The sequence below is a fragment of the Streptomyces sp. NPDC054841 genome, from assembly GCF_053611045.1.
Map to the genome: position 1 here is coordinate 1 of NZ_JBSGZO010000025.1, position 25,977 is coordinate 25,977.

The window sequence follows — 25,977 nt, forward strand, 5'->3', positions numbered from 1 at the left end:
CGCACGGTCCGCTCCAGCGCATCGCGGCGGGCCCGGTGCGCGGCGTGCGCCGCCATGGCCTCGGCCCGCCTGCTCTCACCGGCCCGGCCGCCGACGACGCCGTACCCGTACAGGGCGGCGTGCTCGGCGGCGAGCGCGGCCTGTGCCGCGTGCAGCGTGCTCATGCGCGGGCCCCTTTCGTCAGCAGGTAGGCGTGCGCGGCCCCAGCCGCGGCGACCGACGCGAGCAGCCGGGCGAATTCCGGCGGGGCGTCGGCCAGCGCGGCGGTGTGTGCGTCGGCGGTACTCCGCTCGGCCGAAGCCAGCTCCCGTACGGCCGTATCGGCGTCGGTGGCCACAGGCGTCGCGCCGGGGCGTGCGGTCGGGGACGCACCGGGGGTGGCCCTGCCGGACGCGGCCGCGGACGCGGACGCCGAAGGCCTCACTCCCGTGGGCGACAGCGCCTCCACATGGCGTGCGACCGCTGCTCGCAGCGGCGCCAGCCGGGACGCCAGCTCCGGATGGGTGATGAGGACCTCGTCGTATCGCCCGAGCAGCGCACTGCTCGCTGCCGCACTGCGACGCCGCAGCACGGTCTCCGCCGAGACGGGCGCCGGCGAGGTCCGCCGGACGGGGGGCTCGTCCGACGAGCACCCGGTCAGGGCCGCGGCCGCCGCCGCTCCCGTCGCCATGAGCGCACGTCTGCGTGTCGTCCCCGTGCGCTCCACGCTTCTCCCCTCGGGCCCGGGCCCTGTCCTTGCCGTGATCACCGCAGGCGAGCGTACCTGCGGGTCAGCCGTGGGTGGACGGCAACACCCCCCGGGACCGGATACCCTTTGTGCTGACACACGACGAAACCCACAACAGCACACGCGGCCGAGGAGTCACCCGGATGAGCACCACCCAGAGCGAGAGGCTGCGCGGACTGCTCGAACCGCTCGTCAGCGCCGCGGATCTGGATCTGGAAGAGATCGAGCTGTCCCGGGCCGGCCGGCGCCTTGTGCTCCGGGTCGTCGTGGATTCCGAAGAGGGCGTGGACCTCGACGCCTGCGCCGAGCTGAGTCGTGTCATCTCCGACAAGCTCGACGAGAGCGACGTCATGGGAGACGGCGAGTACCAGCTCGAAGTGACCTCCCCCGGGGCCGAGCGCCCGCTCAAGGAGCACCGCCACTACGTACGCGCCGTCGGCCGGCTGGCCAGGTTCCAGCTGCTCGAGAGCGGCGAGCTGGTCGCGCGGATCCTGACCGTGGATGACGATGGCCTCGACCTGGAGGTGCCGGGTGTGAAGGGCCGTAAGCCCACCGCCCGCCGGATCGCCTTCGACGAGATCGCCAAGGCGCGCGTCGAGATCGAGTTCAGCCGCAAGGACAAGAACGACATTCAGAAAGAAGAGGAGGCGTAGCCGTGGACATCGACGTGAAGCTCCTGAGGGGCTTGGCACAGGAGAAGGAGATTGCCTTCGACCTGCTGGTCGAAGCGATCGAGTCGGCCCTCCTCATCGCCTACCACCGCACCGAGGGAAGCCGCCGCCACGCGCGCGTCGTGCTCAACCGTGAGAACGGGCACGTGACCGTGTGGGCGAAGGAGGACCCTTCCGAGCTCGAGGAGGGGCAGGAGCCCCGTGAGTTCGACGACACCCCGCACGACTTCGGCCGGATCGCCGCGTCCACGGCCCGTCAGGTCATCCAGCAGCGGCTGCGGGACGCCGAGAACGATGTCACCTTCGGCGAGTACGCCCGCCGCGAGGGCGATGTCGTCGCCGGCCAGGTCCAGCAGGGCAAGGACCCCAAGAACGTCCTGGTGAAGCTGGACGACAAGCTGGAGGCCATCCTGCCGGTGCAGGAGCAGGTGCCGGGCGAGGAGTACACGCACGGCCTGAGGCTGCGCACGTACGTCGTCCGGGTGGCGAAGGGTGTGCGCGGTCCGTCCGTCACCCTGTCCAGGACCCACCCCAATCTGGTGAAGAAGCTCTTCGCCCTGGAGGTCCCGGAGATCGCCGACGGCTCGGTGGAGATCGCCGCCATCGCCCGCGAGGCCGGTCACCGCACCAAGATCGCCGTACGGTCCACCCGTAGCGGGCTGAACGCCAAGGGTGCGTGCATCGGTCCGATGGGCGGCCGTGTGCGCAATGTCATGGCCGAGCTGCTCGGCGAGAAGATCGACATCGTCGACTGGTCGGACGACCCGGCGGAGATGGTCGCCAACGCGCTGTCCCCGGCCCGCGTCTCGAAGGTCGAGATCGTGGATCTCAGCGCCAGGTCCGCTCGGGTGACGGTGCCCGACTACCAGCTGTCACTGGCCATCGGCAAGGAGGGGCAGAACGCTCGCCTGGCCGCCCGGCTCACCGGCTGGCGCATCGACATCCGCCCGGACACGGAGCAGGCCCCCGACCAGGCCGATCAGGGCTGAGGCCCGGCTCCGGCCGAGGATGACCCCCGGTCGACCGGACCGGGAATGGATCACGGCGGGTACCCGTTCGAGCACGGGGAGATCGCCACGAGTTTTGAGCCATCAACTGTTCGATTTTTGCCCCAAAGGGGTGAGGTCGGTACGGGGAGGTAGACTTAGTCGTGTCTGGCCGGACGCAAGACCGCGCATGCCCTGAGCGAACCTGCGTGGGATGCCGGGAGCGAGCGGCCAAGAGCGATCTGCTGCGCATCGTGGCGATCGAGGGCGAATGCGTCCCCGATCATCGCGGTACGCTGCCCGGCCGGGGTGCGTATCTGCACCCCGCCTCGGTCTGTCTCGACATGGCGGTGCGACGTAGGGCGTTCCCGCGGGCCTTCCGGGTCCAGGGGCCGCTCGACACCGCGGATGTACGCCGGACCGTCGAGGAGAAGGCGCAGCCGGCACCGTAAGAAAAGAAGTACGGCACGGAACCCCGTGCGGTCAGGTACCTCGCGAGTTGGAAGTAGGTCGAGATTGCGATGAGCACTCGATGAGTACGCGATGAGTACGCCCATGAAGTAGCGACGGTCCGGCGGTAACCCGGACCTAAAAGGAGCGAAGTGGCTAAGGTCCGGGTATACGAACTCGCCAAGGAGTTCGGTGTGGAGAGCAAGGTCGTCATGGCCAAGCTCCAAGAACTCGGTGAATTCGTCCGTTCGGCGTCCTCGACGATCGAGGCGCCGGTTGTACGCAAATTGACTGACGCTTTCCAGCAGGGCAGCGGCTCCGGCCGCGCCGCCGGAAAGCCTTCGGCGCCGCGCAAGGCGACGCCTTCCCCCGCAGCCAAGCCTGCCGCGCCGTCTCCGGTCTCCCCGGCACAGACGGCCCGTCCGGCTGCCCCGAAGCCTGGCGCGCCCACCCCGGCGCCCAAGCCGGTTGCTGCAGAGAAGCCCGCGGCGCCCACTCCGGGTCCGCGTCCCACCCCGGGCCCGAAGCCCGCGGCCGCGCCGAAGCCGGCTCCGGCCGCTCCGGCCGCGCCCGAGTTCACCGCGCCTCCGTCGGCTCCGGCCGCCGGTCCCCGGCCCGGTGCCACTCCGGGGCCGCGTCCTGCTGCCCGTCCGGGCCAGGGCGAGCGTGGCGGTGCCCGTCCGGGTGCCCCGCGCCCCGGTGGCGAGCGTGCCCCGCGTCCGGGCGGTGCCCGTCCCGCGGGTCCGCGTCCGGGCAACAACCCGTTCACCTCTGGTGGCTCCACCGGCATGGCGCGCCCGCAGGCGCCCCGTCCGGGCGGCGCACCCCGACCGGCCGGGGGCCACGGCGGCCACGGTGGCCAGGGCGCACCCGGTGGTCCGCGTCCGCAGGGCGCCGGTCAGGGCGGTCCCCGTCCGCAGGCCGGTTCCGGTGGGCCCCGCCCGACTCCGGGCGGCATGCCCCGTCCGCAGGCGCCCCGCTCCGCCGGTGGCCCCGGCGGCGGTCCCGGCGGTAACCGTCCGAACCCGGGCATGATGCCGCAGCGTCCCGCTGCCGGCCCGCGTCCTGGTGGCGGCCCCGGTGGCGGCGGTCGCGGTCCCGGTGGTGCCGGTCGTCCCGGTGGTGCCGGTCGTCCCGGTGGCGGCGGCGGCTTCGCCGGCCGTCCGGCCGGTCCCGGTGGCGGCGGTCGTCCCGGTGGTGGTCGTCCCGGTGGTCCCGGTGCCCGTGGTGGCACGCAGGGTGCGTTCGGCCGTCCCGGCGGTCCGGCGCGTCGTGGCCGTAAGTCGAAGCGGCAGAGGCGCCAGGAGTACGAGGCCATGCAGGCCCCGTCGGTCGGCGGTGTGATGCTGCCTCGCGGCAACGGCGAGACCGTTCGCCTGTCGCGCGGTGCGTCCCTCACCGACTTCGCGGAGAAGATCAACGCCAACCCGGCGTCGCTCGTCGCCGTGATGATGAACCTCGGCGAGATGGTCACGGCCACGCAGTCCGTCTCCGACGAGACGCTGCAGCTCCTCGCCGGCGAGATGAACTACACCGTTCAGATCGTCAGCCCGGAGGAGGAGGACCGCGAGCTGCTCGAGTCCTTCGACATCGAGTTCGGCGAGGACGAGGGCGGCGAGGAACTCCTCGTGTCCCGTCCGCCGGTCGTGACCGTCATGGGTCACGTCGACCACGGTAAGACCCGACTGCTGGACGCGATCCGCAAGACCAATGTGGTCGCGGGCGAGGCCGGCGGCATCACGCAGCACATCGGTGCGTACCAGGTCTCCACCGACGTCAACGACGAAGAGCGTCGCATCACCTTCATCGACACCCCGGGTCACGAGGCGTTCACCGCCATGCGTGCCCGTGGTGCCAAGTCGACCGACATCGCGATCCTCGTGGTGGCGGCCAACGACGGTGTGATGCCGCAGACGATCGAGGCGCTGAACCACGCCAAGGCGGCCGACGTGCCGATCGTGGTCGCGGTCAACAAGATCGACGTCGAGGGCGCGGACCCGGTCAAGGTGCGCGGTCAGCTGACCGAGTACGGCCTGGTGGCCGAGGAGTACGGCGGCGACACGATGTTCGTCGACATCTCCGCCAAGCAGGGTCTGCACATCGACTCCCTGCTGGAGGCCGTCGTCCTCACCGCCGACGCCTCGCTCGACCTGCGGGCCAACCCGGAGCAGGACGCGCAGGGTATTGCGATCGAGTCCCACCTCGACCGCGGCCGCGGTGCCGTCTCCACCGTCCTCGTCCAGCGCGGTACCCTCCGCATCGGCGACACGATGGTGGTCGGCGACGCGTACGGCCGAGTCCGCGCGATGCTCGACGACAAGGGCAACAACGTCGAGGAAGCGGGTCCGTCGACCCCCGTCCTGGTCCTGGGTCTCACCAACGTCCCCGGCGCCGGCGACAACTTCCTCGTCGTCGACGAGGACCGTACGGCCCGCCAGATCGCCGAGAAGCGCGCCGCGCGCGAGCGCAACGCCAACTTCGCCAAGCGCACCCGCCGGGTGTCCCTCGAGGACCTCGACAAGGTGCTCAAGGCCGGTCTGGTGCAGGAACTCAACCTCATCATCAAGGGCGACGCGTCCGGTGCGGTGGAGGCTCTCGAGTCCTCGCTGCTCCAGCTCGACGTCGGTGAAGAGGTCGACATCCGAGTCCTGCACCGCGGTGTGGGTGCGGTCACCGAGTCCGACGTCGACCTGGCGATGGGCTCCGACGCGATCGTCATCGGCTACAACGTCCGTGCGGCCGGCCGTGCCGCGCAGATGGCGGAGCGCGAGGGCGTCGACGTCCGGTACTACTCGGTCATCTACCAGGCGATCGAGGAGATCGAGGCGGCCCTCAAGGGCATGCTCAAGCCGGAGTACGAAGAGGTCGAGCTCGGTACGGCGGAGATCCGCGAGGTCTTCCGCTCGTCCAAGCTGGGCAACATCGCGGGTGTTCTCATCCGCTCCGGCGAGGTCAAGCGCAACACCAAGGCGCGCCTCATCCGCGACGGCAAGGTCATCGCGGAGAACCTCAACATCGAGGGTCTGCGTCGCTTCAAGGACGACGTCACCGAGATCCGCGAAGGCTTCGAGGGTGGTATCAACCTCGGAAACTTCAACGACATCAAGATCGACGACGTCATCGCGACGTACGAGATGCGCGAGAAGCCGCGCGGCTGACGCGTCAATGGTCGGGGCCGGTCGGCGGGACGAAATCCCGTCGATCGGCCCCGGCCGTGCGTGTACGGTTCCTGATGTCCCTGCCAAGAGCGGGCAGGGCACTACCCAACCCCGTACCGGCGGGACATCCGGACATACATGTATGTGGGGACGCTGTCCTTCGATCTGCTTCTCGGCGATGTGCACTCGCTGAAGGAAAAACGCTCCGTGGTCCGCCCGATCGTGGCCGAGCTCCAGCGCAAATACGCGGTGGCAGCGGCCGAAGTAGGCGGTCAGAACCTCCACCGCAGGGCCGAGATCGGCCTCGCGGCGGTGTCCGGGGATCCGCGACACCTCACAGAAGTACTGGACCGGTGCGAGCGCCTTGTCGCCGCCCGGCCCGAAGTGGAGCTGCTGTCGGTTCGACGGCGGCTGCACGGCGATGAAGACTGAATGACTGGATTCCCCGTGGGCCGTCACACTGCGGTTCTGCCGCGGGGCCCCGGGGAATCCGGTAGGAAATCAAGGAATGAGGAGAAGGACCGGTGGCCGACAACGCGCGGGCCCGCAAGCTGGCCGATCGCATCCAGGTCGTGGTCGCGGAGACCCTGGACCGGCGAATCAAGGATCCGCGGCTGGGCTTCGTCACGATCACGGACGCCCGGGTCACCGGCGACCTCCGGGAGGCCACGGTCTTCTACACGGTCTACGGAGACGACGAGGAGCGCGCCGCGTCCGCCGCGGCGCTGGAGTCCGCCAAGGGCATCCTCCGCTCCGAGGTCGGCCGCCAGACCGGAGTCCGCTTCACGCCGACCCTGACCTTCGTCCCGGACGCCCTCCCCGACAACGCGCGCACGATCGACGATCTGCTCGACAGGGCGCGCGCCAAGGACGCCGAGGTCCGCGAGGCCTCCACCGGTAAGACGTACGCCGGTGACGCCGACCCGTACCGCAAGCCGGAGGACGAGGACGAGGACGGGGACGCAGCCTCCGAATGAGCCAGCACAGCAAGACGCCCGACGGCCTTGTCATCGTCGACAAGCCGTCGGGCTTCACTTCGCACGATGTCGTCGCCAAGATGCGCGGCATCGCCAGGACCCGCAGGGTCGGGCACGCGGGCACCCTGGACCCGATGGCGACCGGTGTCCTCGTCCTCGGCGTCGAGAAGGCCACCAAGCTCCTCGGCCATCTCGCGCTGACCGAGAAGGAGTACCTCGGTACGATCCGCCTCGGCCAGAACACGATCACGGACGACGCCGAGGGCGAGATCACCTCGTCCACCGACGCGTCCAAGGTCACCCGGGACGGCATCGACGCGGGCGTCGCCGCGCTGACCGGCGACATCATGCAGGTGCCGTCCAAGGTCAGCGCCATCAAGATAGACGGCAAGCGGTCGTACGCGCGGGTGCGCGGCGGCGAGGAGTTCGACATTCCCGCCCGCCCGGTGACCGTTTCGCAGTTCACGGTGTACGACGTCCGCGAGGCCGTCGCCGAGGACGGCACGCCCGTCGTCGACCTCGTCGTCTCGGTGGTCTGCTCCTCGGGTACGTACATCCGTGCCCTCGCCCGTGACCTGGGCGCGGGACTGGGCGTGGGCGGGCATCTGACCGCGCTGCGCCGCACCCGTGTCGGGCCGTACAAGCTCGATGCGGCGAAGACGCTCGACCAGCTCCAGGAGGAGCTGACGGTCATGCCGATCGGCGAGGCCGCCGCCGCGGCGTTCCCGCGCTGGGACGTCGACGAGAAGCGGGCCCGGCTGCTCATCAACGGCGTACGGCTGGAGATGCCGGCGTACGACACGAAGGGGCCGGTGGCCGTCTTCGGTCCGGAGGACCGGTTCCTGGCGCTGGTCGAACAGCAGAAGGGCAAGGCGAAGAGCCTCGCGGTCTTCGGCTGAGGCCCCTTTCACCGAGGGCTCCCATTTCCACCGAGGGCCCCCATCGTGGAGCGGGCACGGCCGCTGCCCGCTCCACGATCCCCCTCGGAGGGTGTCTGTCCGCCCCGTCGCACGGATTCACACCATCGAGCAGGCGCTCGGAGTGAACCGAGGGGGCACTGGGGGGCGCTTTCGTCCCGCCACCTTCTTCCGTTGATCACCACGGACCTGCGGTCCGTCGCGCGCTCGCCGTCCTCGGCTGCTGCTCGTGCGCGTTCCCGAGGGCGCGAAACCGCTTCGACCGGCGGAGGCGCCGGGCAGCCCGGTGCCGATGCGAAGCGAGGACCGCGGGCATGGCAGTCTTAGACCTGCGTGAGCGGTCGTCCTCACGCACGCAGGTTCGATTCGGGTTCGGGCGAGGAGCGGTCACAGTGCAGCGCTGGCGTGGCTTGGAGGACATCCCCCAGGACTGGGGGCGCAGCGTCGTCACCATCGGTTCCTACGACGGTGTGCACCGGGGCCACCAGCTGATCATCGGGCGGGCCGTGGAGCACGCCCGAGAGCTGGGCGTGCCGTCGGTCGTGGTGACGTTCGACCCGCACCCCAGTGAGGTCGTCCGCCCCGGCAGCCACCCTCCGCTGCTCGCGGCGCACCACCGGCGTGCGGAACTGATGGCGGAGCTCGGGGTGGACGCGGTGCTGATCCTCCCGTTCACCTCGGAGTTCTCGAAGCTGTCGCCCGCGGACTTCATCGTGAAGGTCCTGGTGGACAAGCTCCACGCGCGCGCGGTGATCGAGGGCCCGAACTTCCGCTTCGGCCACAAGGCGGCGGGGAGCGTGGACTTCCTGGCCGAGCTGGGCCGTACCTACGATTACGAGGTCGAGGTCGTCGACCTGTACGTGCGCGGTGAGGCGGGCGGCGGCGAGCCCTTCTCCTCCACGCTGACGCGCCGCCTGATCGCCGAAGGCGATGTCGAGGGCGCCGCGGAGATCCTCGGCCGCCCGCACCGCGTCGAGGGCGTCGTCGTCCGCGGCGCCCAGCGCGGCCGCGAACTGGGCTACCCGACGGCGAACGTCGAAACCCTCCCGCACACCGCGATCCCCTCGGACGGTGTCTACGCCGGCTGGCTCACCGCGGACGGCGAACGCATGCCGGCCGCGATCTCCGTCGGCACGAACCCCCAGTTCGACGGCACGGAACGCACGGTCGAGGCGTACGCGATCGACCGCGTCGGCCTCGACCTGTACGGGCTGCACGTGGCCGTCGACTTCCTCGCGTACGTGCGCGGCATGGCGAAGTTCGAGTCCATCGAGGCCCTGCTGGACGCGATCGCGAATGACGTGAAGCGGGCGCGCGAACTGACGACGGAGTACGACGCGTAGCGCGTCCGGCGGGGTGGGTGGTCCTGCCCGGTGCCGTGGCTCGGGAATGTCTTCGAAGTAGCGTCGTCCGCTCGGAGGGCGGGCCCGGCGGCGTCTGGTGCGTGCGATCGCGGAGGATGGGGTCCCCCTGCCGCCGAAGGCAGGGCAAGAGTCCATGCGGAACATCGGCGACTGACGACAACGCAGTGTGGGGGCACCTCCCGTGCCCGAAGAGCTACGGGGGAGGGCGTGTCAGGCGTCGCCGGGCAGACGGGACTTCGAAGACACGACCGAAGGGTGCCTCAGCGCGCTGTCGCCCAGTGGCAGGCCACGGCCTTCGGGCCCGAGCCCGGGAGGATCGGTAGGTCGTCCGTGCGGCATCGGGTGGCGATGCCCGCGGCGTCCGCTTCGCCCGAGGCGAGGACCTGGCAGCGGGCGTGGAAGCGGCAGCCGGCCGGGATGCGGGAGGGGTCCGGGGGTTCGCCGGTGAGGACCACCGGCGGTTCGGTGGACTCGGGCAGCACCGACAGCAGCGCCCGCGTGTACGGGTGCCGAGGGTTCGTCAGGACGTCTTCCACCGGGCCCGACTCCACGATCCGCCCCAGGTACATGACGGCGACCCGGTCCGCGATGTTCCACGCCAGGCCCAGATCGTGGGTCACCACCAGCGCGGAGAGGCCCAGCTCGTCCCGCAGCCGCAGCAGCAGCGCGAGGATCTCGCCCCGCACCGAGGCGTCCAGTGAGGCCACCGGCTCGTCGGCGACGATGAGTTCGGGCTGGAGGACCAGCGCGCCCGCGATGACCACGCGCTGGCGCTGGCCGCCCGACAGCTCGTGCGGGTAGCGGAGGTAGAAGCGCTCGGGCGGCCGCAGACCCGCGCGCGAGAGGGCCTCCGCGACCGCGGCGCGTTCGTCCCCCTCGTACCCATGGATCCGCAGGCCCTCCGCCACCGCGTCGTACACCGTGTGCCGCGGATTGAGCGACCCGCTCGGATCCTGCAGCACCAGCTGCACCCGCTTGCGGTACGCCCTCAACGCCCGGGAGCCGTACGAGAGCGGCGCACCGCCGAAGGCGATACGGCCCGCCGTGGGCTCCACCAGGCCGAGCAGCGTCCGCGCAAGCGACGTCTTGCCGCAGCCGGACTCGCCGACGAGCGCGACGATCTCCCCGGCGCCGATGTCCAGGTCGACCCCGTCGACGGCGCGCGCCGCCGGTGCGCCCCGGCGCCCGGGGAAGGCCACGCGCAGACCCGCGGCCGACAGCAGGGGAGCGACGGCCATCCTGGACTCCTCGACGGCACTCATGCTTCCTCCGGTGCACCCGCGTGCACACACGCTGCCCGCCGTCCCGCCCCCGCCGCGCGCAGCTCCTGCTCGTCCCGCGCGCACGCGTCCAGCGCCACGGGGCAGCGCGGATGGAACGTACAGCCGCCCGGCAGCGCCGAAGGGTCCGGCGGGTCCCCGGGCAGCCCCCGCGGCGCCCGACGCGACGCCGGGTCCCCGATGCGCGGGAACGCCGCCGACAGCGCCCGCCCGTACGGATGCGCAGCCGCGTCGTACACGTCTCGCGCCGGGCCCTCCTCCACCACCCGCCCCGCGTACATCACCGCGAGCCGGTCGCACGTGTCGGCGAGCACCGCCAGATCGTGGCTGATCATCAGCAGGCTGATGTCCTGCTCGGCCACGAGTTGCTCGATCAGCCGAAGGATCTGCGCCTGGATCATCACATCCAGCGCGGTCGTCGGCTCGTCCGCGACGATCAGCCGCGGGCCGCAGGCGAGCGCCATCGCGATCATCACGCGCTGCCGCTGCCCGCCGGACAGCTCGTGCGGATACGCCTCCGCACGTGCGGCCGGCAGCCCGACCTGCTCCAGCAGCTCGCCCACGCGCCCCCGCGCCGCGCCCGCTGTCGACTGCCGGTGTACGAGCAGGGGCTCGGCGATCTGTTCCCCGATCCGGTGCACGGCGTTGAGCGAGTGCATGGCGCCCTGGAAGACGATCGACGCGCCCGCCCACCGTACGGCCCGCAGCCGCCCCCACTTCATGGTGAGAACGTCCTCGCCGTCCAGCAGGATCTCCCCGGTCAGCCGGGCCGAGGCGGGCAGCAGCCGCAGCAGCGCCAGCGCCAGCGTGGACTTCCCGCACCCCGACTCGCCTGCGAGGCCCAGCTTCCGGCCCGTCTCCACGGTCAGGTCGACACCTCGTACGGCGGGCACGGCTGCCGCCCCGGTCCCGTACGTGACCTTCAGGTCCTTGATCTCGAGGAGGCTCAACGACCCACTCCCAGCCTCGGGTTGAGCACCGACTCGACCGCCCGCCCGCACAGCGTGAACGCCAGCGCCACCAGCGCCACCGCGATCCCCGGCGGGGCCAGGTACCACCAGTGCCCCGACGACACCGCGCCCGCCTCCCGCGCGTCCTGGAGCATGCCGCCCCACGACACCACCGTCGGATCGCCGAGCCCGAGGAACGCGAGCGTCGCCTCCGTCAGGATCGCGGTGGAGATGCCGAGCGTGGTCTGGGCCAGGACCAGCGGCATCACATTGGGCAGCACATGGCGGGCCATGACGTGTCCGTGCCCGCCGCCGAGCGCCCTCGCCCGTTCGATGTACGGGCGCGACTCGACCGCGATCGTCTGCGCGCGCACGAGCCGCGCCGTCGTCGGCCAGGTCGTGACGCCGATCGCCAGGATCACCGTCCACACACTCCGCGACAGCACCGTGGCCAGGACGATCGCCAGCACCAGCGTCGGCATCACCAGGAACCAGTCGGTGATCCGCATGACGACCGTCGAGAGCCGGCCGCCGTAGTGCCCGGCGATGATGCCCACGAGCGTGCCGATGCCCACCGAGAGCGCCGCGGCGAGCAGCCCCACGGTGAGCGAGATCCGCGCGCCCCAGACCAGCAGCCCGAGCAGCGACCGCCCGAACTGGTCCGTCCCGAGCGGGAATGCGGAGCTGGGAGACTCCAGCGCCGTCCCCGGCGCGTTGGTGACGCTCTGCACGTCGCTGCCGACGAGCACCGGCGCGGCGAGCGCGACCAGGGCGAGCAGCGCGAGTCCGCCGAGGCCGACGACCCCCGCCCGCTGCGTACGGTACGCGCGCCAGAACCGGGCCACCGAGTCGCGGCGGCGTGTCCAGAGCAGAGACCTCGTCATCGGCCCACCCTCGGATCGAGCAGCGGATACAGCAGATCGGCCAGGAGGTTCATCAGGATCATCGCGCCGGCGAAGACCACGAACAGCCCCTGCACCAGGGGCAGATCGGGCACGCTCAGCGCCTGGTAGAACAGTCCGCCGAGCCCCGGCCAGGAGAAGACTGTCTCTACGAGGATCGACCCGGCCGCCACATGACCGAGGTTGATGAAGACCATCGTGACGGTCGGCAGCAGCGCGTTGGGAACGGCGTGCCGGCGCCGTACGGCATCGTCACGCAGCCCCTTCGCCCGGGCCGTCGTCAGATAGTCGCTGCCCATCTCGTCCAGCAGCGAGGAACGCATCACCAGCAGCGTCTGCGCGTACCCGACGGCGACCAGCGTCAGCACCGGCAGCACCATGTGGTGCGCGACATCCATGACGTACGCGAAGCCCGTGGCGTCGCCGGACTCCATGCCGCCGGTCGGGAACAGGCCCGGGAGCGGCCCGGCGCCCACCGAGAAGGTGATGATCAGGAGCAGCCCGAGCCAGAACGACGGCACCGACCACAGCGTCAGTGCCACCCCCGTGCTGAGCCGGTCGCCGAGCCCGCCGTGCCGCCACGCGGAGCGCGTACCGAGCCACAGCCCGAGCCCCGAGTAGATCACCACGGCGACACCCGTGAGCAGCAGCGTCGCCGGCAGCTTCTGTCCGATCAGCTCGCCGACCGGGGCGTGGAACTGGTACGACGTGCCCAGATCGCCCGTGAGCGCGCCCGCGCAGTACTCCGTGAACTGCTGCCACAGCGGCAGATCGAGACCGAACTGACGGCGCAGCGTGGCCAGTTGCCCCTCGCTGGTCGGCATACCGTGCGTCATGGCCTTGACCGGGTCGCCGGGGACGATCCTGAAGAGGAAGAAGCTGGTGACGAGGACGGCGAACAGCGACACGGCCGCGCCGCCCAGCTTGCCCGCCACATACACCGGATACGCGCTCGCACGGCGGCCGCGTGCGGCGCGGGCCCCGGGGGATCCGGGTGGCCGCGCCGCCTCGGCCGGGACGGAGCCGGTCGTCGTGCTCGTGGTGCTGCTCATCGGCTACTCACGGTCTTCCGCGGTGGCACGGCGGCGCCGGCTGCCGATGACACCGATCGCGACGACCACGACGACGGACACCCCGATGCCGATGGCCACGGCCGTGGAGGAACCGCCGCCGGCCGACGTCGCGGCGCCGCTCCCGGCGGCCGGTTCGGCGGACCACCAGCTCCAGTAGCCGTCCTGGCCGTAGAGGTTGCCGGCGGCCTCCGGCATGGTCGTGATGGACTTGATCTGGTCCGTACGGTACGCCTCGACCGCGTTCGGGTACGCCATGACATTCATGTACCCGGTCTCGTACAGGCGGGCCTGCATCTGCTTGACCAGGGCGCTGCGCCTGGCCGCGTCGTACTCCACGGCCTGTTGCGCGTACAGGTCGTCGAACTGCCTGTCGCAGATGAAGTTGTCGGTGGCGCCCGTGTCCTTGGGCGTGGCGGGCAGGGCGGCGCACGTATGGATGGAGAGGACGAAGTCCGGGTCGGGGTTGACGGACCAGCCGTCGAACGCCAGGTCGTAGTCGCCCTTGAGCCACGGGTCGGAGACGTTGTCGAGACAGTCGACCTTCAGCCCGACGCCGAGCGCGCCCCACCACTCCTGGAGGTACTTGCCGATCGCCTTGTCGTTCGGGTCGGTGGCGTGGCAGAGGATCCGCAGGTCCAGCGCCCTGCCGTCCTTGCCCACGCGCTTGCCGCTGCCGGTCTTGCGGTATCCGGCGCGGTCGAGGAGCGCGGCCGCCTTGCCCGGGTCGTACCCGATCCTCCGGTCCGCCTCCGGCTTCCAGAAGTACGGGCCGAAGCGCGGCGGGATGTACCCCTCGCCCTCCACGGCATGGCCCTGGAACACCTTGTCGACGATGGTCCTGCGGTCGACCGCGTGGAACAGCGCCTTGCGGACCATCGGGTCGAGCAGCGCGGGGTGTCCGCTGCCGAACTTCCCGCCGTCCCTGGCCCGGGCGCCGGGGTTGGTGGCGAGCGCGAAGAAGCGCCGACCCGGAGCGTCGTTGACCTTGATGTTCTCGGCGTTCCCGAGTGACGCCGCCTGGGCCGGGGTGAGGTTGGAGACGAAGGACACCTCGCCCTTTCGCAGCGCCGCGACCGCCGCGTCACCGTCCTTGTAGTACTTGAACACCAGCTCGTCGAACTTCGGTGCGCCACGCCAGAAGTTCTTGTTGGGCTTGAGCCTGATGTACTGGTCGACCTTGAAGTCGGTGAGGATGAACGGGCCGTTGCCGACGACGGGGAACTGCTTGTCGTTGTTGAACTTCGAGAAGTCGCCGACCTTCTCCCAGACGTGCCTGGGCACGATCGGGACGTCCAGCGCGGTCATCGTCGCCTGTGGCTTCTTCAGCTCGATGACGAGCGTCCCGGGATCGGGGGCGGTGACCTTCCTGAAGTTGGCCGTGAAGCTGCCGTTGGCAGTGGCGGCGTTCTCGTCCGTCATCATCTTGTTGAAGGTCCAGGCGGCGTCCTCGGCCGTGGCCTTCTCGCCGTCGGACCAGGTGGAGTCCTTGCGGATGGTGTACGTCCACGTCAGCTTGTCCGGGGACGACGACCACTCGGTGGCGAAACCCGGGACCGGATGTGCGTCCTTGACGTCGTAGTTCGTCAGGTAGTCGTAGATCAGCCGGTGGACGGTGGTGGAGACCAGCCGCTGCGCCAGGAACGGGCTGAGGGAGTCCACGCTCTGCGAGACGGCGACCGTGAGGACGCGGCCCTTGCCGTCCTTGCTGTCCTGGCCGTCCCTGTCGTCGGTCGCCGCGGCGTGCGACGGCACTGCCACGAGCGCCGAGGCCGCGATGCCGGTGGCGAGAATCAGCCGGAGGAACGGACGCCGGCGTGAGGTGTGGGGTGGAGCCGTTGTGATCATAGGACGTTGACCTCGCGTCGTAACTCGCTTGGAGGACGCACGTGGATCTTTTGGGCGCCAACTGGTGAAGCGAAGGTCTATCAGCGTGGTCTAGACGTGTCAACGATATGGCGACACGGCGTCAAACCCCTTGTCTGCTGGGCAAATGCGAGAGGGCTCGCACCGCGGAGAACGGTGCGAGCCCTCAGAGGTCTGAACCACTGACGCCCTACTGCTGAGGGGCCGGCGGCGCCTGCGGAGGCTGCTGATGCGGGTAGCCATAACCGGCGGGCGGGACGGGGCCCTGGAGTTCGGGCTGGCCCGGCTGACCGGGTGCCTGGCCCGGCTGACCGTGCTGGCCCTGCTGGCCCGGGAAGGGCTGCGGCGGTAGCGCCGACTGCCCGTGCGGCGGTTGCTGCTGCGCGGGCGGCTGTGCGGCCGGGCTCGGCACGGACTGCGCCTGGGACGGCTGCGACTGCTGCCACGGCTGCTGCACACCCGGCTGCGGCGGATACGGCTGCTGTCCCCCGTACGGAGGCTGTCCACCGTACGGCGGCTGCTGCGGGTCCGGTGCGTACGGCTGGGCCGGCTGCTGACCCGCGTACGGCTGGTTGGGCATCGGCGGCGCCATGTGCGGCGGCTGGTGGCCCTGGCCCTCCGACGTCCACAGCCCCTGTACCTGCTGCGCCCGTACGAAGTCCTCCGCGACCATCGCGGACAGATTGAAATACGCCTCACGGGTCTTCGGACGCATCATGTCCAGGTCGACCTCGGCGCCCGCCGACAGATGCTCGTCGAACGGCACCACGACGACCCCGCGGCAGCGGGTCTCGAAGTGCTGCACGATGTCCTCGACCTTGATCATCTTGCCCGTCTCGCGGACACCCGAGATCACGGTGATCGAGCGCTGCACCAGGTCCGCGTAGCCGTGCGCCGACAGCCAGTCGAGCGTGGTGCTCGCGCTGCTCGCGCCGTCCACCGACGGCGTGGAGATGATGATGAGCTGGTCGGCGAGGTCCAGCACTCCGCGCATCGCGCTGTAGAGCAGACCGGTGCCGGAGTCGGTGAGGATGATCGGGTACTGCTTGCCCAGCACCTCGATCGCGCGCCGGTAGTCCTCGTCGTTGAACGTCGTCGAGACGGCCGGGTCCACGTCGTTGGCGATGATCTCCAGACCGGAGGGCGCCTGCGAGGTGAACCGGCGGATGTCCATGTACGAGTTCAGGTACGGGATCGCCTGGACCAGGTCACGGATGGTCGCCCCGGTCTCGCGGCGCACCCGGCGGCCGAGGGTGCCGGCGTCCGGGTTGGCGTCGATCGCCAGGATCTTGTCCTGCCGCTCGGTGGCGAGGGTCGAACCGAGCGCGGTGGTCGTCGTGGTCTTGCCGACACCGCCCTTGAGGCTGATGACCGCGATCCGGTAGCAGGACAGCACCGGCGTACGGATCAGTTCGAGCTTGCGCTGGCGCTCGGCCTCCTCCTTCTTGCCACCGAGCTTGAAGCGTGCGGCGGCGCCGGAGGGGTTACGGCTCGACTTGGCCTTCTGCTTGTTGTTGCGCATGAGGCGGTCGGAGGAGAGCTCCACGGCCGCCGTGTAGCCGAGCGGTGCGCCCGGCACGGAACGCTCACGCTGGTCGTGCGTGACGGGCGTCGGCCAGGCGCCACCGGTCCGCGGGTCGACGGGGGCCGCGGTGGGAGGCTGCTGCGCCTGGCCCGGCACCTGCTGCGCGGGCGCGTGGGGCGTGGCGGGCGCGGGGAGGTTCGGTGCCTGGGGTGCGTGCGGTGCCTGAGGCGGCAGGTGGGCGGGCAGGCCGGGCTGGGGCTGGGCGGCCTGCGGGAAGCCGTAACCACCTTGTGGGACCTGCGGAGCCTGGGGAGCTTGCGGAACCTGCGGGTTCGGCCCGGGGGCGGCGGGCTGCGGCTGGGCGGCCTGTGGGAAGCCGTAGCCACCTTGCGGTGCCTGGGGCGCGTGGGGTACGTGCGGGGCCGGGGCCTGCGGGGCCTGCGGTGCCGGTGCGTGCGGGGCCGGGGCCTGGGGCGCTTGGGGTGCCTGCGGGGCGGGCGCGCCGGCCTGGGGTTGCTGCGGCTGCGCCAGGGGGAACCCGTAGCCGCCCTGCTGCACGGGCGCGCTCTGCTGGGGCTGCTGCGGCTGCGGGAACCCGTAGCCACCCTGCTGCGCGGGCAGGTTGGGGGTCTCGGCGCCCGGCTGCGGGAAGCCGTAGCCGCCCTGCTGCGGGCCGGCGTCCGTGGCCGGTACGGGGGCGGGGGCGGGGGCTTCAGCGGATGCGCCCTGCGGCTGGGCCGGGTGCTGCGGGGCGGGCCACTGGGGCGCGGTGGTCGGTGCGGCGGGCTGGAACGCGGGCGGCAGCGGCGGCAGTGCCCCGATCTGCGCGGCCGGGGCGGGAGCCCAGGGCTGTGCGGCCACGGGACCCGGGGGAGTGTCCTGCGGTGCGTCCACGGGAACGGAGTCCTGCGGAACCACGTCGGCGGGTACCTCGGCGGGCACGGCGTCGGCCGGCTCGTCCGCCGTGGCGTTGTGAGCCGAGCCGGATTCAGAGCCCGACTCCGGGCCCGACTCCGAGCCTGCGTCCGGGTCGGCGGCCGTGTCCCGAACCTGGGCCGCATCTATCGGCGTTCCGGAGTCGGAGTCGGCGTCGCGCGCCTCGTCCACCGTGGCCTCGGGCCCGCCCACGGTTTCGTCCGCGGTCGCTGCCGCGTCCGTGCTCGTACCCGCGTCCGTGCTCGTACCCGTGCTCGTGGAGTCATCGGGCTCGGCCTCGGCGCCGACGCCCTCGGTTCCGTCGGCCGCCGCGGCGGCAGCCGCCTCCCGCTCCGCGATCTCACGCTTCAGCGCGGCGGGGGAGAAACGCATCGTCGCCCCGCTCTCCACATCCCCACCGCCGAACGGCTGCGGCGCGCCGGCCCCCGAGTCGGCAGAAGCGACAACTGGGGCGGGAGCGACAGGAACAACAGGGGCCGGAGGAACGGGTGCAGGGGCCGGGGCAACGGGCGCGGGGGCAGCAGGCGCGGGCACAGGGGTTGCGTCGGGCGCAGGCACGGGGGTTGGCGCAGGGGCGGCGGGCGCCGGCGTCGGCGCGGGCGCCCAGTTCGGCTCGAAACCACTGCCCGGGGGCAGTCCCGGCACCGCTATCGGCGCTCCGGGCGGCGGCGGAGGCGTCGCTCCCTGCGCACCCGAGCCGCCCGCCGGCTCCCCCGACGCGTTCTGCGTGTACCAGGCCGGCGGGGTGTAGTCGATGGTGAACTCACCCGTCATGTCTGCGGGCTCCGCGTCGGACTGATCATCGACGGGCATGTTCCAACCCCCGCGGATCTCGTCCCGATCGCCGTTCACTTTGCCTCCTGTGGTCGAGCACCCTCGTGCCGTGGTGGGTGGGGGCGACCGCTACCGTCGTCCGGTCCGCCCGGCTCTCCCCCCTTGGGACGCCGCGCACCTGCCGGCAGGTTCTTGCCGCGCCCTGACCCACCCTAATCGTCAACGGTGTCAGTACGGCAGGGCGGACCTCCCGCCATCGACTGTCCCGTACATCACCCCTGCCCCCAAGTGACATGGGTACGCCGGAGCGTGAGTGTCGAAGGGGTCAAACCCGCACGAACATCGTCAGTCCATCCGGCGCGCGCTGCCCAGCAGTCCGGTCTCGGCGTCCGTGGCCTGGGTCATCACGAACTGCCGGTCCCGTGCCGTGCACCACAAGGTCACACCGTCGGCGAGCGTGGACAGCGCCTCCGTCTCGGCACGCGGCAGACCCAGGATGCGGCTGATCTGCGCGGCCTCGTCCGGGGACACCCGCTGGATGCCGACCAGCCCCGACTTCTCCATCAGCCGCGGCGCCACCGGACTGAGATACGGGAGCAGCGTCACGACCGACTGCCAGGGACCCGAGACCACACGCCCACGGGGCGGCCGCATCCCGCAGTCCCGCACCACGACCACCGGACTGCCGGCCGAGGCACCCTGCGGCGGCACCCGGCCCACATCGTGCAGTGTGATGCACGGCTGGCCGCCGCCCGCCGCCTGGGCGAGACTCGTCCAGGCCGGCGCCCGACCGGTCTCGACGGCGATCCGCGCACCCGTCGCGGCCGCGCGCAAGGCCATCACCTGGGCCGTCCACAGGCCACCGATCAGCGTGATCTCGTACGGCGTGGGCCGGTTGATGCCGAGCACCGCGGGCCGCCCCCCGGCGTCCACGCCGATCACCATGCCGTCGTCACCGACCGGAAGAGCCAGCGACTCCAGTTGCTCCAGCGGTACCGAGTGGCGGTCGCGGCGCGGTCCGATGAGCCCGAACCCGATCCGCGGCTTGCCGCCGCGCCCGCGCGGCACGGGTACCGACGGCACAGCAGGCGCGGGTGCGGGTGCGGGTGCGGACGCGGGCGCGGACGAAGGAGACGAAATAGTGGGCATGGACATCAGCGGGCACCTCCGAGCGGCAGCGTGGCGAGCATCCCCGGCAGCTGCTCGCGGTCGAGCCGGACCAGCCCGGTCTTCACCCCGCGTGCCGCACGCTCCAGTTCATGACGGGCGGTCACCAGCTCCTCGTCGCTGCGCCCGGTGATCCGCACATGACCGGTGACCGTCACCTCCTGCCGGTCGCCGCGCCCCAGCGTGAGGCTGAACGTCGTGGCGAGCGCGGGCAGCGAGGTGAGCAGCGCGACGAGTTGCGGCATCGACGCGCCGCCCGCCGAACCGCGGCCGCCCAACTGGGGCCAGCGGCCCACCCAGTACGTCGTGTGCCTGCGGTCGTCCACGCGCCAGGTCCGCGAGGTCTCCTGGGTGCGCCGCCCCGGCACCTCCGCGCGGCTCGCATGCGCCGTCGCCATCGGGTTGGCGCACGCGGACGTCGCGATCGCGGCGGTGAGCTCCTGCTCGGTCAGTACGGTCGCGCTGAATCCCGCTCCGGCCAGCCGGCTCGCCAGCTGGTCCGCCGCCCGGACCACACACTTCTGCGCGCCCTGCAGCCCGCCGCCGCGCGCGGCAACGGCCTCCGGGCAGAGCTCCGGGTCGAGTTTGAGCGCGATCCACGTGATGCGCACCCCCGGCGAACCCGTCTGTGCCTGCAGCGGCGCATAGTTCCGCGCGGCCACCGACTGCTGCGGCAGATGCGGCGCCGGCGCGGGCTGCGTGTGCTGCACGACCTGCGCGGACTCCAGCCGTATGCCGTCGACGTCCATCACGTCCCGCAGGAGACCCACGGGCAGAGGGTGCGCGGCACGGTCGGGTCGCAGAGCCGTCTCTTCCGGCTCCACCTGCAGCAAGGCCGTCAGGAACGTCCCGTCGCCGACCATTCCCACCGGGCGCCGGTCGCGGTCGCTGTACGAGTACGTCCGCAGCGCCGGATCGCACTCGACGGCCGGCGCGAGCCCCGGCTCCGTGCCCGGCGGAACGACCAGCGAGGCCGCTCTGCGGGAGCGTGCGCGCAGCGCGAGAACGGTGGACAGCCACTCGGGCAGCGAACGGCGGTGCCTGCGGACCAGGGCCAGCAGCACCAGCAAGGCGGCCACCGCTCCGGCCGGCACGACCAGCAGCGGCTCGACCACCCAGGCGACGAGGAGAACCGCGGCAGCGCACTCGATCAGTACAAGCTGTTGCAATCGGAACGAACCGAAGTGTCCCGGGCGCCCCTTCAGTCGGGGCGCGGTCGTTCCCTGCGACGCCGTGGGCGCCGGAGCCGGCGCCGGCGCTGACCCGGGCGCCGGAGCGGAGGGAGGCGCGGAGGTCCGCGCGGCCGCGGCCGTCCGCCTTCGCGTCGCGGAAGCCATGATGGAGAATCCCCCCAATTCATCCCGATCACCCTGGCCTGCCAGGGTATTGGCGGCCGCATCACCCTACCCGCCCGCCGAGCGCCCTCGATCAACGGGCATAGTAGGGGGCCGGTCCGACAACCGGTCCGGGGGAGCGCACTCACCGCCGGGGCGTCGATGACTGCGGCTGTTTCGACCAATGGGGACTCATGGCATCACGGCGGGATGAGCTCAACGCGTACACCTTTGCGAAGAAGCGCACGGTGGCCGCGTTCCTCCAACCCTCAATCACGGGTACGGAGGAGGGGGCTCCGCGCCCGCTGCGCGCGGTCGTGCCGAGTCTGGTGGTCGGTGCCCTCATCCTGGCCGGATTCGGCGCCTGGGGCATGTTCAAGCCCAAGGCCCCCCACGGCTGGGACGAGCCGGGTGCCAAGGTGATCGTCGGCAAGGAGTCCACGACCCGCTACGTGGTGCTCAAGACCGGCGGCAAGAAGCTTCTGCACCCCGTGCTCAACCTGGCCTCCGCCCGGCTGCTGATGAATCCGCAGCACTTCGGGGTCATCCAGGTCAGCGATGACGTACTCGACGCGGGCAATCCCCCGCGCGGACCGATCCTCGGCATCCCCTACGCCCCCGACCGCCTCCCGAGCGCCACGGATGCGGCGAAGGCCAAGCGCTGGGTCGTGTGTGAACAACCGGGCGGCGGCAAGGGCGCCAGCGTCCAGAAGGCCACGTTCGTCCTCGCCGAGCGGGACGCGTCCAGGACCGAGGGCAAGGAGCGACTGACCGGCGGGCAGGTCCTCTACGTCAAGGGGCAGAACGGCGCCCGCTATCTGGTGGACGCGGCAGGCACCAAGTACCTCGTACGCGGCGAGGGCACCGAGGCGGCGTTCCTCACCCGTGCCCTCGTGGGCAGCGAGCAGCCGCAGGCCGTCACGGACGACTGGCTGGCCACGCTCCACGACGGCAGCCCCGTCGACTTCCCCCGGATCCCCGGGACGGTCGGCGCGAGTGCCGGCATCGGCGGCGGACTCGACGACTCCGAGGACAAGGTCGGCATGGTCCTCAAGGCGCAGACGGGTTCGGGACCGCAGCACTACGTCGTCCTGCAGGGAAAGGTCCAGCCGGTCTCCGACTTCATCGCCTGGCTGCTCATCAACTCCCCGCAGACCGACCCTCTCGACATGGGCGGCGAGGCGGCCACCGTGGACGCGGCGTCGTTCAGGCCCGAGTCCGAGGCGTTCGGCGCGCAGTACCGCTGGCCGTCGCAGAGGTCCGACCAGGTCAACTCCACAGGCGGGGAGGGCGCCAGGGACACGGTCTGCAGCGTCCTGCGCTCGGTCGACGGCAAGGGCCGTACGACCCTGTCCACCTGGGCCGGCAGCAAGTACCCGGCGGAGATCACCGCGGGCGGCACCAGCACCTACGTCACCCCGGGCAGCGGCCTGCTCTACACCCAGGTCCAGGGCAAGCAGACCAAGCCCGACGGCTCGCTCTTCCTGGTCACGGACACCGGACTGCGGTACGCGGTCCAGGCGAACGGCGACAGTGACGCGGCCCGTTCGGACATCGGCACCGGCGGCCAACAGAAGCAGCAGGACGGCCGGCCCGAGCCGAGCCTCGCGCAGGTCCGCCTCGGCTATGAGAAGGTCACGCCCGCCCTCGTCCCCATCACCTGGTCGGAGTTCCTGTCCAAGGGGCCGCGGCTGGACACCAACAGCGCACGTCAGCCGCAGGGTTCGTGAGGGGGACGTCAGTGACGTACCGCAGGACTGCCCTGCTCGGCGCCGTGGTTCTCACCGGGCTGCTGGCGGCGCCGTCGTCAGCGCACGCGGAGGAGTTCCCCGGCCGCCTCGGCATCGACGGCAGCGGCGAATGCACCTTCCCGATGAAGAAGCAGATCGCGAGCATCCCCTGGTCGCTCCAGCGGGTGCTCCTCGACGAGCTGTGGCAGGACACCAAGGGCAAGGGAGTCCGGGTCGCCGTCATCGACACCGGCGTCGACGACGTCAACCCACAGCTCAAGTCCGCCGTGGACGCCTCCGCCGGCAAGGACTTCCTGCAGCCCGACAAGGACTCCCGGGACGACAAGCGCGGCAAGACCGACGGCACGGTCGACGAGGTCGGCCACGGCACCAAGGTCGCCGGCATCATCGCCGCCCGCCCCCGCAAGGGCACCGGCTTCGTCGGGCTCGCCCCCGAGGCGACGATCATCCCGATCCGCCAGAACGACGAGAAGAACAGCGGCAAGTCCAACACGATGGCCCTGGCGATCGACCACGCCATCGACAAGGGCGCCGATGTCATCAACATCTCGCAGGACACGACTCAGCCGCTGACCCCGCAATCGGACCTCGGCAAGGCGGTCGCGCGCGCCGTCCAGAAGGACATCGTCGTCGTCGCCTCGGCCGGGAACGACGGCATGGACGGCAAGCTCAAGAACACCTACCCGGCGGCCTTCGACGGTGTCCTCGCCGTCGCCTCCTCCGACCGCAACAACGAACGTGCCGCGTTCTCACAGGCGGGCATCTTCGTGGGCGTCGCCGCGCCGGGCGTCGACATCGTCTCCACCGTCCCCGGCGGCGGCCAGTGCGTCGACAACGGCACCAGCTTCTCCGCCCCGTACGTTGCCGGCGTCGCCGCCCTCCTGCGTGCCAAGCACCCCGACTGGAAGGCGCACCAGATCGTCGCCCAGATCGAGCAGACCGCCGAGCGCAGCATCAACGGCCGCGACAACTTCGTCGGCTGGGGCGTCGTCGACCCGGTCCGCGCCCTGGCCGAGGACGACCGCCCCCTGGAGTCCCCCCGCCCGGACCCCGGCCCGCCGAAGCCCCCGGCCCCCGAGCCGGCGTATCTGACGCTCTCGGAGACCGCGCAGGAACGGGACGAGCGGTACGCGACGTACGCGCTCGGCATCGCCGGGGTCCTGGTCGCGGTGGTGGCGGGGACGGCGATCGTGGTGCGGGACACGGGGCGTCGGCGGCGGGGGAGTTTGCAGTAGCGGTTCGCAGACATGAGCAGAAGTACTCATGCGGAGCCTGAGGACGCATTGGATATGATCGCATTCACGAGTGCGACAAGGGGGCGCTGACGTGGCGGGGCCGAGCGGGGACGGCAAGAAGGATCTCGAAGTCGAGGGCGTGACTCTCCAGAGCTTCAGATCGCGCATGGAAGTACTGCTCTCAGAGCTGGAGAAGTCACCGGCCGAGCATCGCAAACTGGGCGACAACAAGATCACGGCCGACTCGTACGGGCAGGGCTTCGGCGCGGCCGACGCACTCTCCAAGGCGTACGAGCAGGTCCGCGCCAAGCTGGAAGAACTGTCGCGGACGTTCGGCGAGACGATCGAAGGCATGGGCATCGCTGTCCATGTCGCCGAAAAGGGCTACACGGGCGTGGATCTCGAGGAGCGCGAGCGCTTCCAGCAGATCCAGAAGCGCGCACAGGAGCGCTACGACAACCCGGACGGTACCAAGGCCGCCCCGACCAAGGGCGACACCGCCGCCAAGAACCCGGACGCCGGTCCTGACACGACGGACACCGGCGACTCGGGCGGACTCGGCTGACGGGGGACGAGGAGCAGATGGCAGGCAACGAGTTCGAGGGCCAGTCCCTCGACGCTCTGTACGCGATGATCGCCTCCGCCAAACCGGGCGAACTCACCGGCGCGGGCGAGGCGTTGGCCGCCGCGGTGCCCAAGATTCTGGACATCGCGGCCGACCTGCGCCACTACATCAGCCGCGTCGAGTGGGAGGGCGCGGGTGGCGACGCGTTCCGCAAGTGGGGCGCTGGCATGGTCTCGGAGACCCTGGTCCTGGGCGACTACACCAAGGTCGTCAGCAACGAGATGAAGCGTGCGGGCCAGGCCCTCAACGAGGCGAAGGCGGCGGTGCCGAAGCCGGCGGGGCAGTGCTTCGCGGACCCGGAGAAGGAGAAGGCCCGGATCGAGGCGGAGACGGGACCGAAGCTTCAGGAAGCGATTCATCAGCTGGAGCGGCTGTCGTCGTATTACGAGGCGACGCGGGACCGGATGGGGGCGGAGCGGGAGCCGCAGTTCAAGCCTGTGCCGGGGTACGTCGACGTCGAGACGGACGAGCGGCGTTACGGAGCTGGGGCGTCCGCATCCCCCTCGTCGTCGTACGCGGCAGCACCGGTTACGGCATACGAGGGGCAGCAGGGAAGCGCACGTACCTCTGTGGACAGTTCGGGCGATCGTGGCCCAGCACAGCCGTCGGCTCCCTTTACCCGACCTGTCGTGCCCGATGGGAATGTGAGCACGGGTCTCGACTCCGTAGCGGTGGCGCCGCCGCCAGAGGGTGCGACCCGTCCTGTGCCGCCGCCCGTTGGTCCTACGACACCTGTCAATGGTGGCCCCGGCATCCCCATGCCCCCGCCGCCCATCGTCGCGGGACCGCCGGGAGGACCATCACGCATCCCCACTCCGGGGCCCGTAACTGGCAATGGGCGCGGCCTCTTTCCTCCGACGGGACCGATGGGAATGCCACCCAGGCCCGGGGTCGGCGATGGCATCGTCGGCGGCAAACAGGTCCCTGGGCGCGGAGGTGGCTCCCCCAACAGCCCACGACTCCCCATGGGCACAGTGGTGGGTGAGGAACGCGGTCCTCTCGGCCGAGGCGCTGCTGGGATGCCGGGTGCCGGTTCCGGTATGCACGGGGCACCGGGTGGCGGCACACAGCCGGGTCGCAGGCTGGCGACGCAGCCTGGTGGAACGGTCGGTTCGCCGCGTACGTCTGCTGCCGGTTCACGTGGCACATTCACGCCCGGTGGCACAGGGCTCGTCCGGCCGGCCTCGTCCACCACGTCCGGAAACGAGGAGCGCCGCACAGCCACCACTCCCAGGCCCGACTACCTCGAAGAAGATGCGGAGACCTGGGCCATGGGCCAGCGCAAGATCGTCCCTCCTGTCATTGACTGAGG

At 71.1% G+C, this 25,977-nt stretch carries 22 protein-coding genes; 12 read left to right on the plus strand and 10 right to left on the minus strand.

Features of this window, described 5'->3' with window-relative positions:
• Together ACWGI8_RS05945 and ACWGI8_RS05950 are read right to left on the minus strand one after the other, a co-directional pair.
• The coding region (locus ACWGI8_RS05945; protein WP_453658918.1) for a DUF4439 domain-containing protein at positions 1-164 on the minus strand (164 nt) is incomplete at its 3' end.
• Complete coding sequence (locus ACWGI8_RS05950; protein ID WP_453658882.1) at positions 161-706, minus strand: hypothetical protein; 546 nt, start codon at positions 704-706, stop codon at positions 161-163. The genes ACWGI8_RS05945 and ACWGI8_RS05950, both read right to left, overlap by 4 nt.
• A gap of 164 nt (positions 707-870) precedes the next feature.
• Between ACWGI8_RS05950 and rimP the strand changes: the two genes are divergently transcribed.
• The 8 genes from rimP to ACWGI8_RS05990 all read left to right on the plus strand — a co-directional run bounded on the left by rimP (position 871) and on the right by ACWGI8_RS05990 (position 9,229).
• The gene (gene rimP, locus ACWGI8_RS05955) at positions 871-1,380 is read left to right on the plus strand and encodes a ribosome maturation factor RimP (RefSeq protein WP_453658883.1); all 510 of its coding nucleotides are present in this window, start codon (positions 871-873) and stop codon (positions 1,378-1,380) included.
• Positions 1,381-1,382: 2 nt separating this feature from the next.
• Positions 1,383-2,387 carry a transcription termination factor NusA gene (gene nusA / locus ACWGI8_RS05960; protein ID WP_453658884.1) on the plus strand — a complete coding sequence of 335 codons (1,005 nt, stop codon included), beginning with the start codon at positions 1,383-1,385 and terminating at the stop codon, positions 2,385-2,387.
• Between the two features lie 161 nt (positions 2,388-2,548).
• Positions 2,549-2,836 (plus strand): YlxR family protein, encoded by a 288-nt coding sequence (locus ACWGI8_RS05965; RefSeq protein ID WP_453658885.1) that lies wholly within the window; start codon positions 2,549-2,551, stop codon positions 2,834-2,836.
• Between the two features lie 150 nt (positions 2,837-2,986).
• On the plus strand, positions 2,987-5,992 hold the full coding sequence (gene infB / locus ACWGI8_RS05970) for a translation initiation factor IF-2 (protein ID WP_453658886.1): 3,006 nt from the start codon (positions 2,987-2,989) through the stop codon (positions 5,990-5,992).
• 138 nt (positions 5,993-6,130) lie between these two features.
• Positions 6,131-6,424 (plus strand): DUF503 domain-containing protein, encoded by a 294-nt coding sequence (locus tag ACWGI8_RS05975; RefSeq protein ID WP_453658887.1) that lies wholly within the window; start codon positions 6,131-6,133, stop codon positions 6,422-6,424.
• A gap of 92 nt (positions 6,425-6,516) precedes the next feature.
• The gene (rbfA, locus tag ACWGI8_RS05980; protein ID WP_453658888.1) at positions 6,517-6,969 is read left to right on the plus strand and encodes a 30S ribosome-binding factor RbfA; all 453 of its coding nucleotides are present in this window, start codon (positions 6,517-6,519) and stop codon (positions 6,967-6,969) included.
• Entirely contained in the window at positions 6,966-7,868 is a 903-nt protein-coding gene (truB, locus tag ACWGI8_RS05985) for a tRNA pseudouridine(55) synthase TruB (RefSeq protein WP_453658889.1), read from the plus strand. The genes rbfA and truB overlap by 4 nt, the downstream gene beginning before the upstream one ends.
• 410 nt (positions 7,869-8,278) lie before the next feature.
• Complete coding sequence (locus tag ACWGI8_RS05990; protein WP_453658890.1) at positions 8,279-9,229, plus strand: bifunctional riboflavin kinase/FAD synthetase; 951 nt, start codon at positions 8,279-8,281, stop codon at positions 9,227-9,229.
• A gap of 281 nt (positions 9,230-9,510) precedes the next feature.
• On the opposite strand, the gene ACWGI8_RS05995 is transcribed toward ACWGI8_RS05990, so the two are convergent.
• The 8 genes from ACWGI8_RS05995 to eccE form a co-directional block, all read right to left on the minus strand.
• On the minus strand, positions 9,511-10,488 hold the full coding sequence (locus tag ACWGI8_RS05995; protein WP_453658891.1) for an oligopeptide/dipeptide ABC transporter ATP-binding protein: 978 nt from the start codon (positions 10,486-10,488) through the stop codon (positions 9,511-9,513).
• Between the two features lie 20 nt (positions 10,489-10,508).
• On the minus strand, positions 10,509-11,480 hold the full coding sequence (locus ACWGI8_RS06000) for an ABC transporter ATP-binding protein (protein ID WP_453658892.1): 972 nt from the start codon (positions 11,478-11,480) through the stop codon (positions 10,509-10,511).
• On the minus strand, positions 11,477-12,364 hold the full coding sequence (locus ACWGI8_RS06005) for an ABC transporter permease (RefSeq protein WP_453658893.1): 888 nt from the start codon (positions 12,362-12,364) through the stop codon (positions 11,477-11,479). Before ACWGI8_RS06005 ends, ACWGI8_RS06000 begins: the two co-directional genes overlap by 4 nt.
• Positions 12,361-13,434, minus strand: a complete 1,074-nt coding sequence (locus tag ACWGI8_RS06010; protein WP_453658894.1) for an ABC transporter permease — start codon at positions 13,432-13,434, stop codon at positions 12,361-12,363. The genes ACWGI8_RS06005 and ACWGI8_RS06010 overlap by 4 nt, the downstream gene beginning before the upstream one ends.
• 3 nt (positions 13,435-13,437) lie before the next feature.
• Positions 13,438-15,300 carry an ABC transporter substrate-binding protein gene (locus tag ACWGI8_RS06015; RefSeq protein WP_453658895.1) on the minus strand — a complete coding sequence of 621 codons (1,863 nt, stop codon included), beginning with the start codon at positions 15,298-15,300 and terminating at the stop codon, positions 13,438-13,440.
• Positions 15,301-15,508: 208 nt separating this feature from the next.
• Positions 15,509-18,631, minus strand: coding sequence for an SCO5717 family growth-regulating ATPase (locus ACWGI8_RS06020; protein ID WP_453658896.1), 3,123 nt, complete (start codon positions 18,629-18,631; stop codon positions 15,509-15,511).
• Positions 18,632-18,898: 267 nt separating this feature from the next.
• Positions 18,899-19,708 carry a hypothetical protein gene (locus ACWGI8_RS06025; RefSeq protein ID WP_453658897.1) on the minus strand — a complete coding sequence of 270 codons (810 nt, stop codon included), beginning with the start codon at positions 19,706-19,708 and terminating at the stop codon, positions 18,899-18,901.
• A complete protein-coding gene (gene eccE, locus ACWGI8_RS06030) occupies positions 19,708-21,057 on the minus strand; it encodes a type VII secretion protein EccE (RefSeq protein ID WP_453658898.1) in 1,350 nt (449 codons plus the stop codon). Before eccE ends, ACWGI8_RS06025 begins: the two co-directional genes overlap by 1 nt.
• A gap of 191 nt (positions 21,058-21,248) precedes the next feature.
• Here eccE and eccB point away from each other — a divergent pair, with 191 nt between their 5' ends.
• From eccB to ACWGI8_RS06050, 4 genes are all read left to right on the plus strand, one after another.
• Positions 21,249-22,784, plus strand: coding sequence for a type VII secretion protein EccB (gene eccB, locus ACWGI8_RS06035; RefSeq protein WP_453658899.1), 1,536 nt, complete (start codon positions 21,249-21,251; stop codon positions 22,782-22,784).
• An 11-nt stretch (positions 22,785-22,795) separates the two neighbouring features.
• On the plus strand, positions 22,796-24,040 hold the full coding sequence (mycP, locus tag ACWGI8_RS06040; protein WP_453658900.1) for a type VII secretion-associated serine protease mycosin: 1,245 nt from the start codon (positions 22,796-22,798) through the stop codon (positions 24,038-24,040).
• 91 nt (positions 24,041-24,131) lie between these two features.
• Positions 24,132-24,605 carry a hypothetical protein gene (locus ACWGI8_RS06045; protein ID WP_453658901.1) on the plus strand — a complete coding sequence of 158 codons (474 nt, stop codon included), beginning with the start codon at positions 24,132-24,134 and terminating at the stop codon, positions 24,603-24,605.
• Between the two features lie 17 nt (positions 24,606-24,622).
• Positions 24,623-25,975, plus strand: a complete 1,353-nt coding sequence (locus ACWGI8_RS06050; RefSeq protein WP_453658902.1) for a hypothetical protein — start codon at positions 24,623-24,625, stop codon at positions 25,973-25,975.
• Positions 25,976-25,977: the final 2 nt, after the last annotated feature.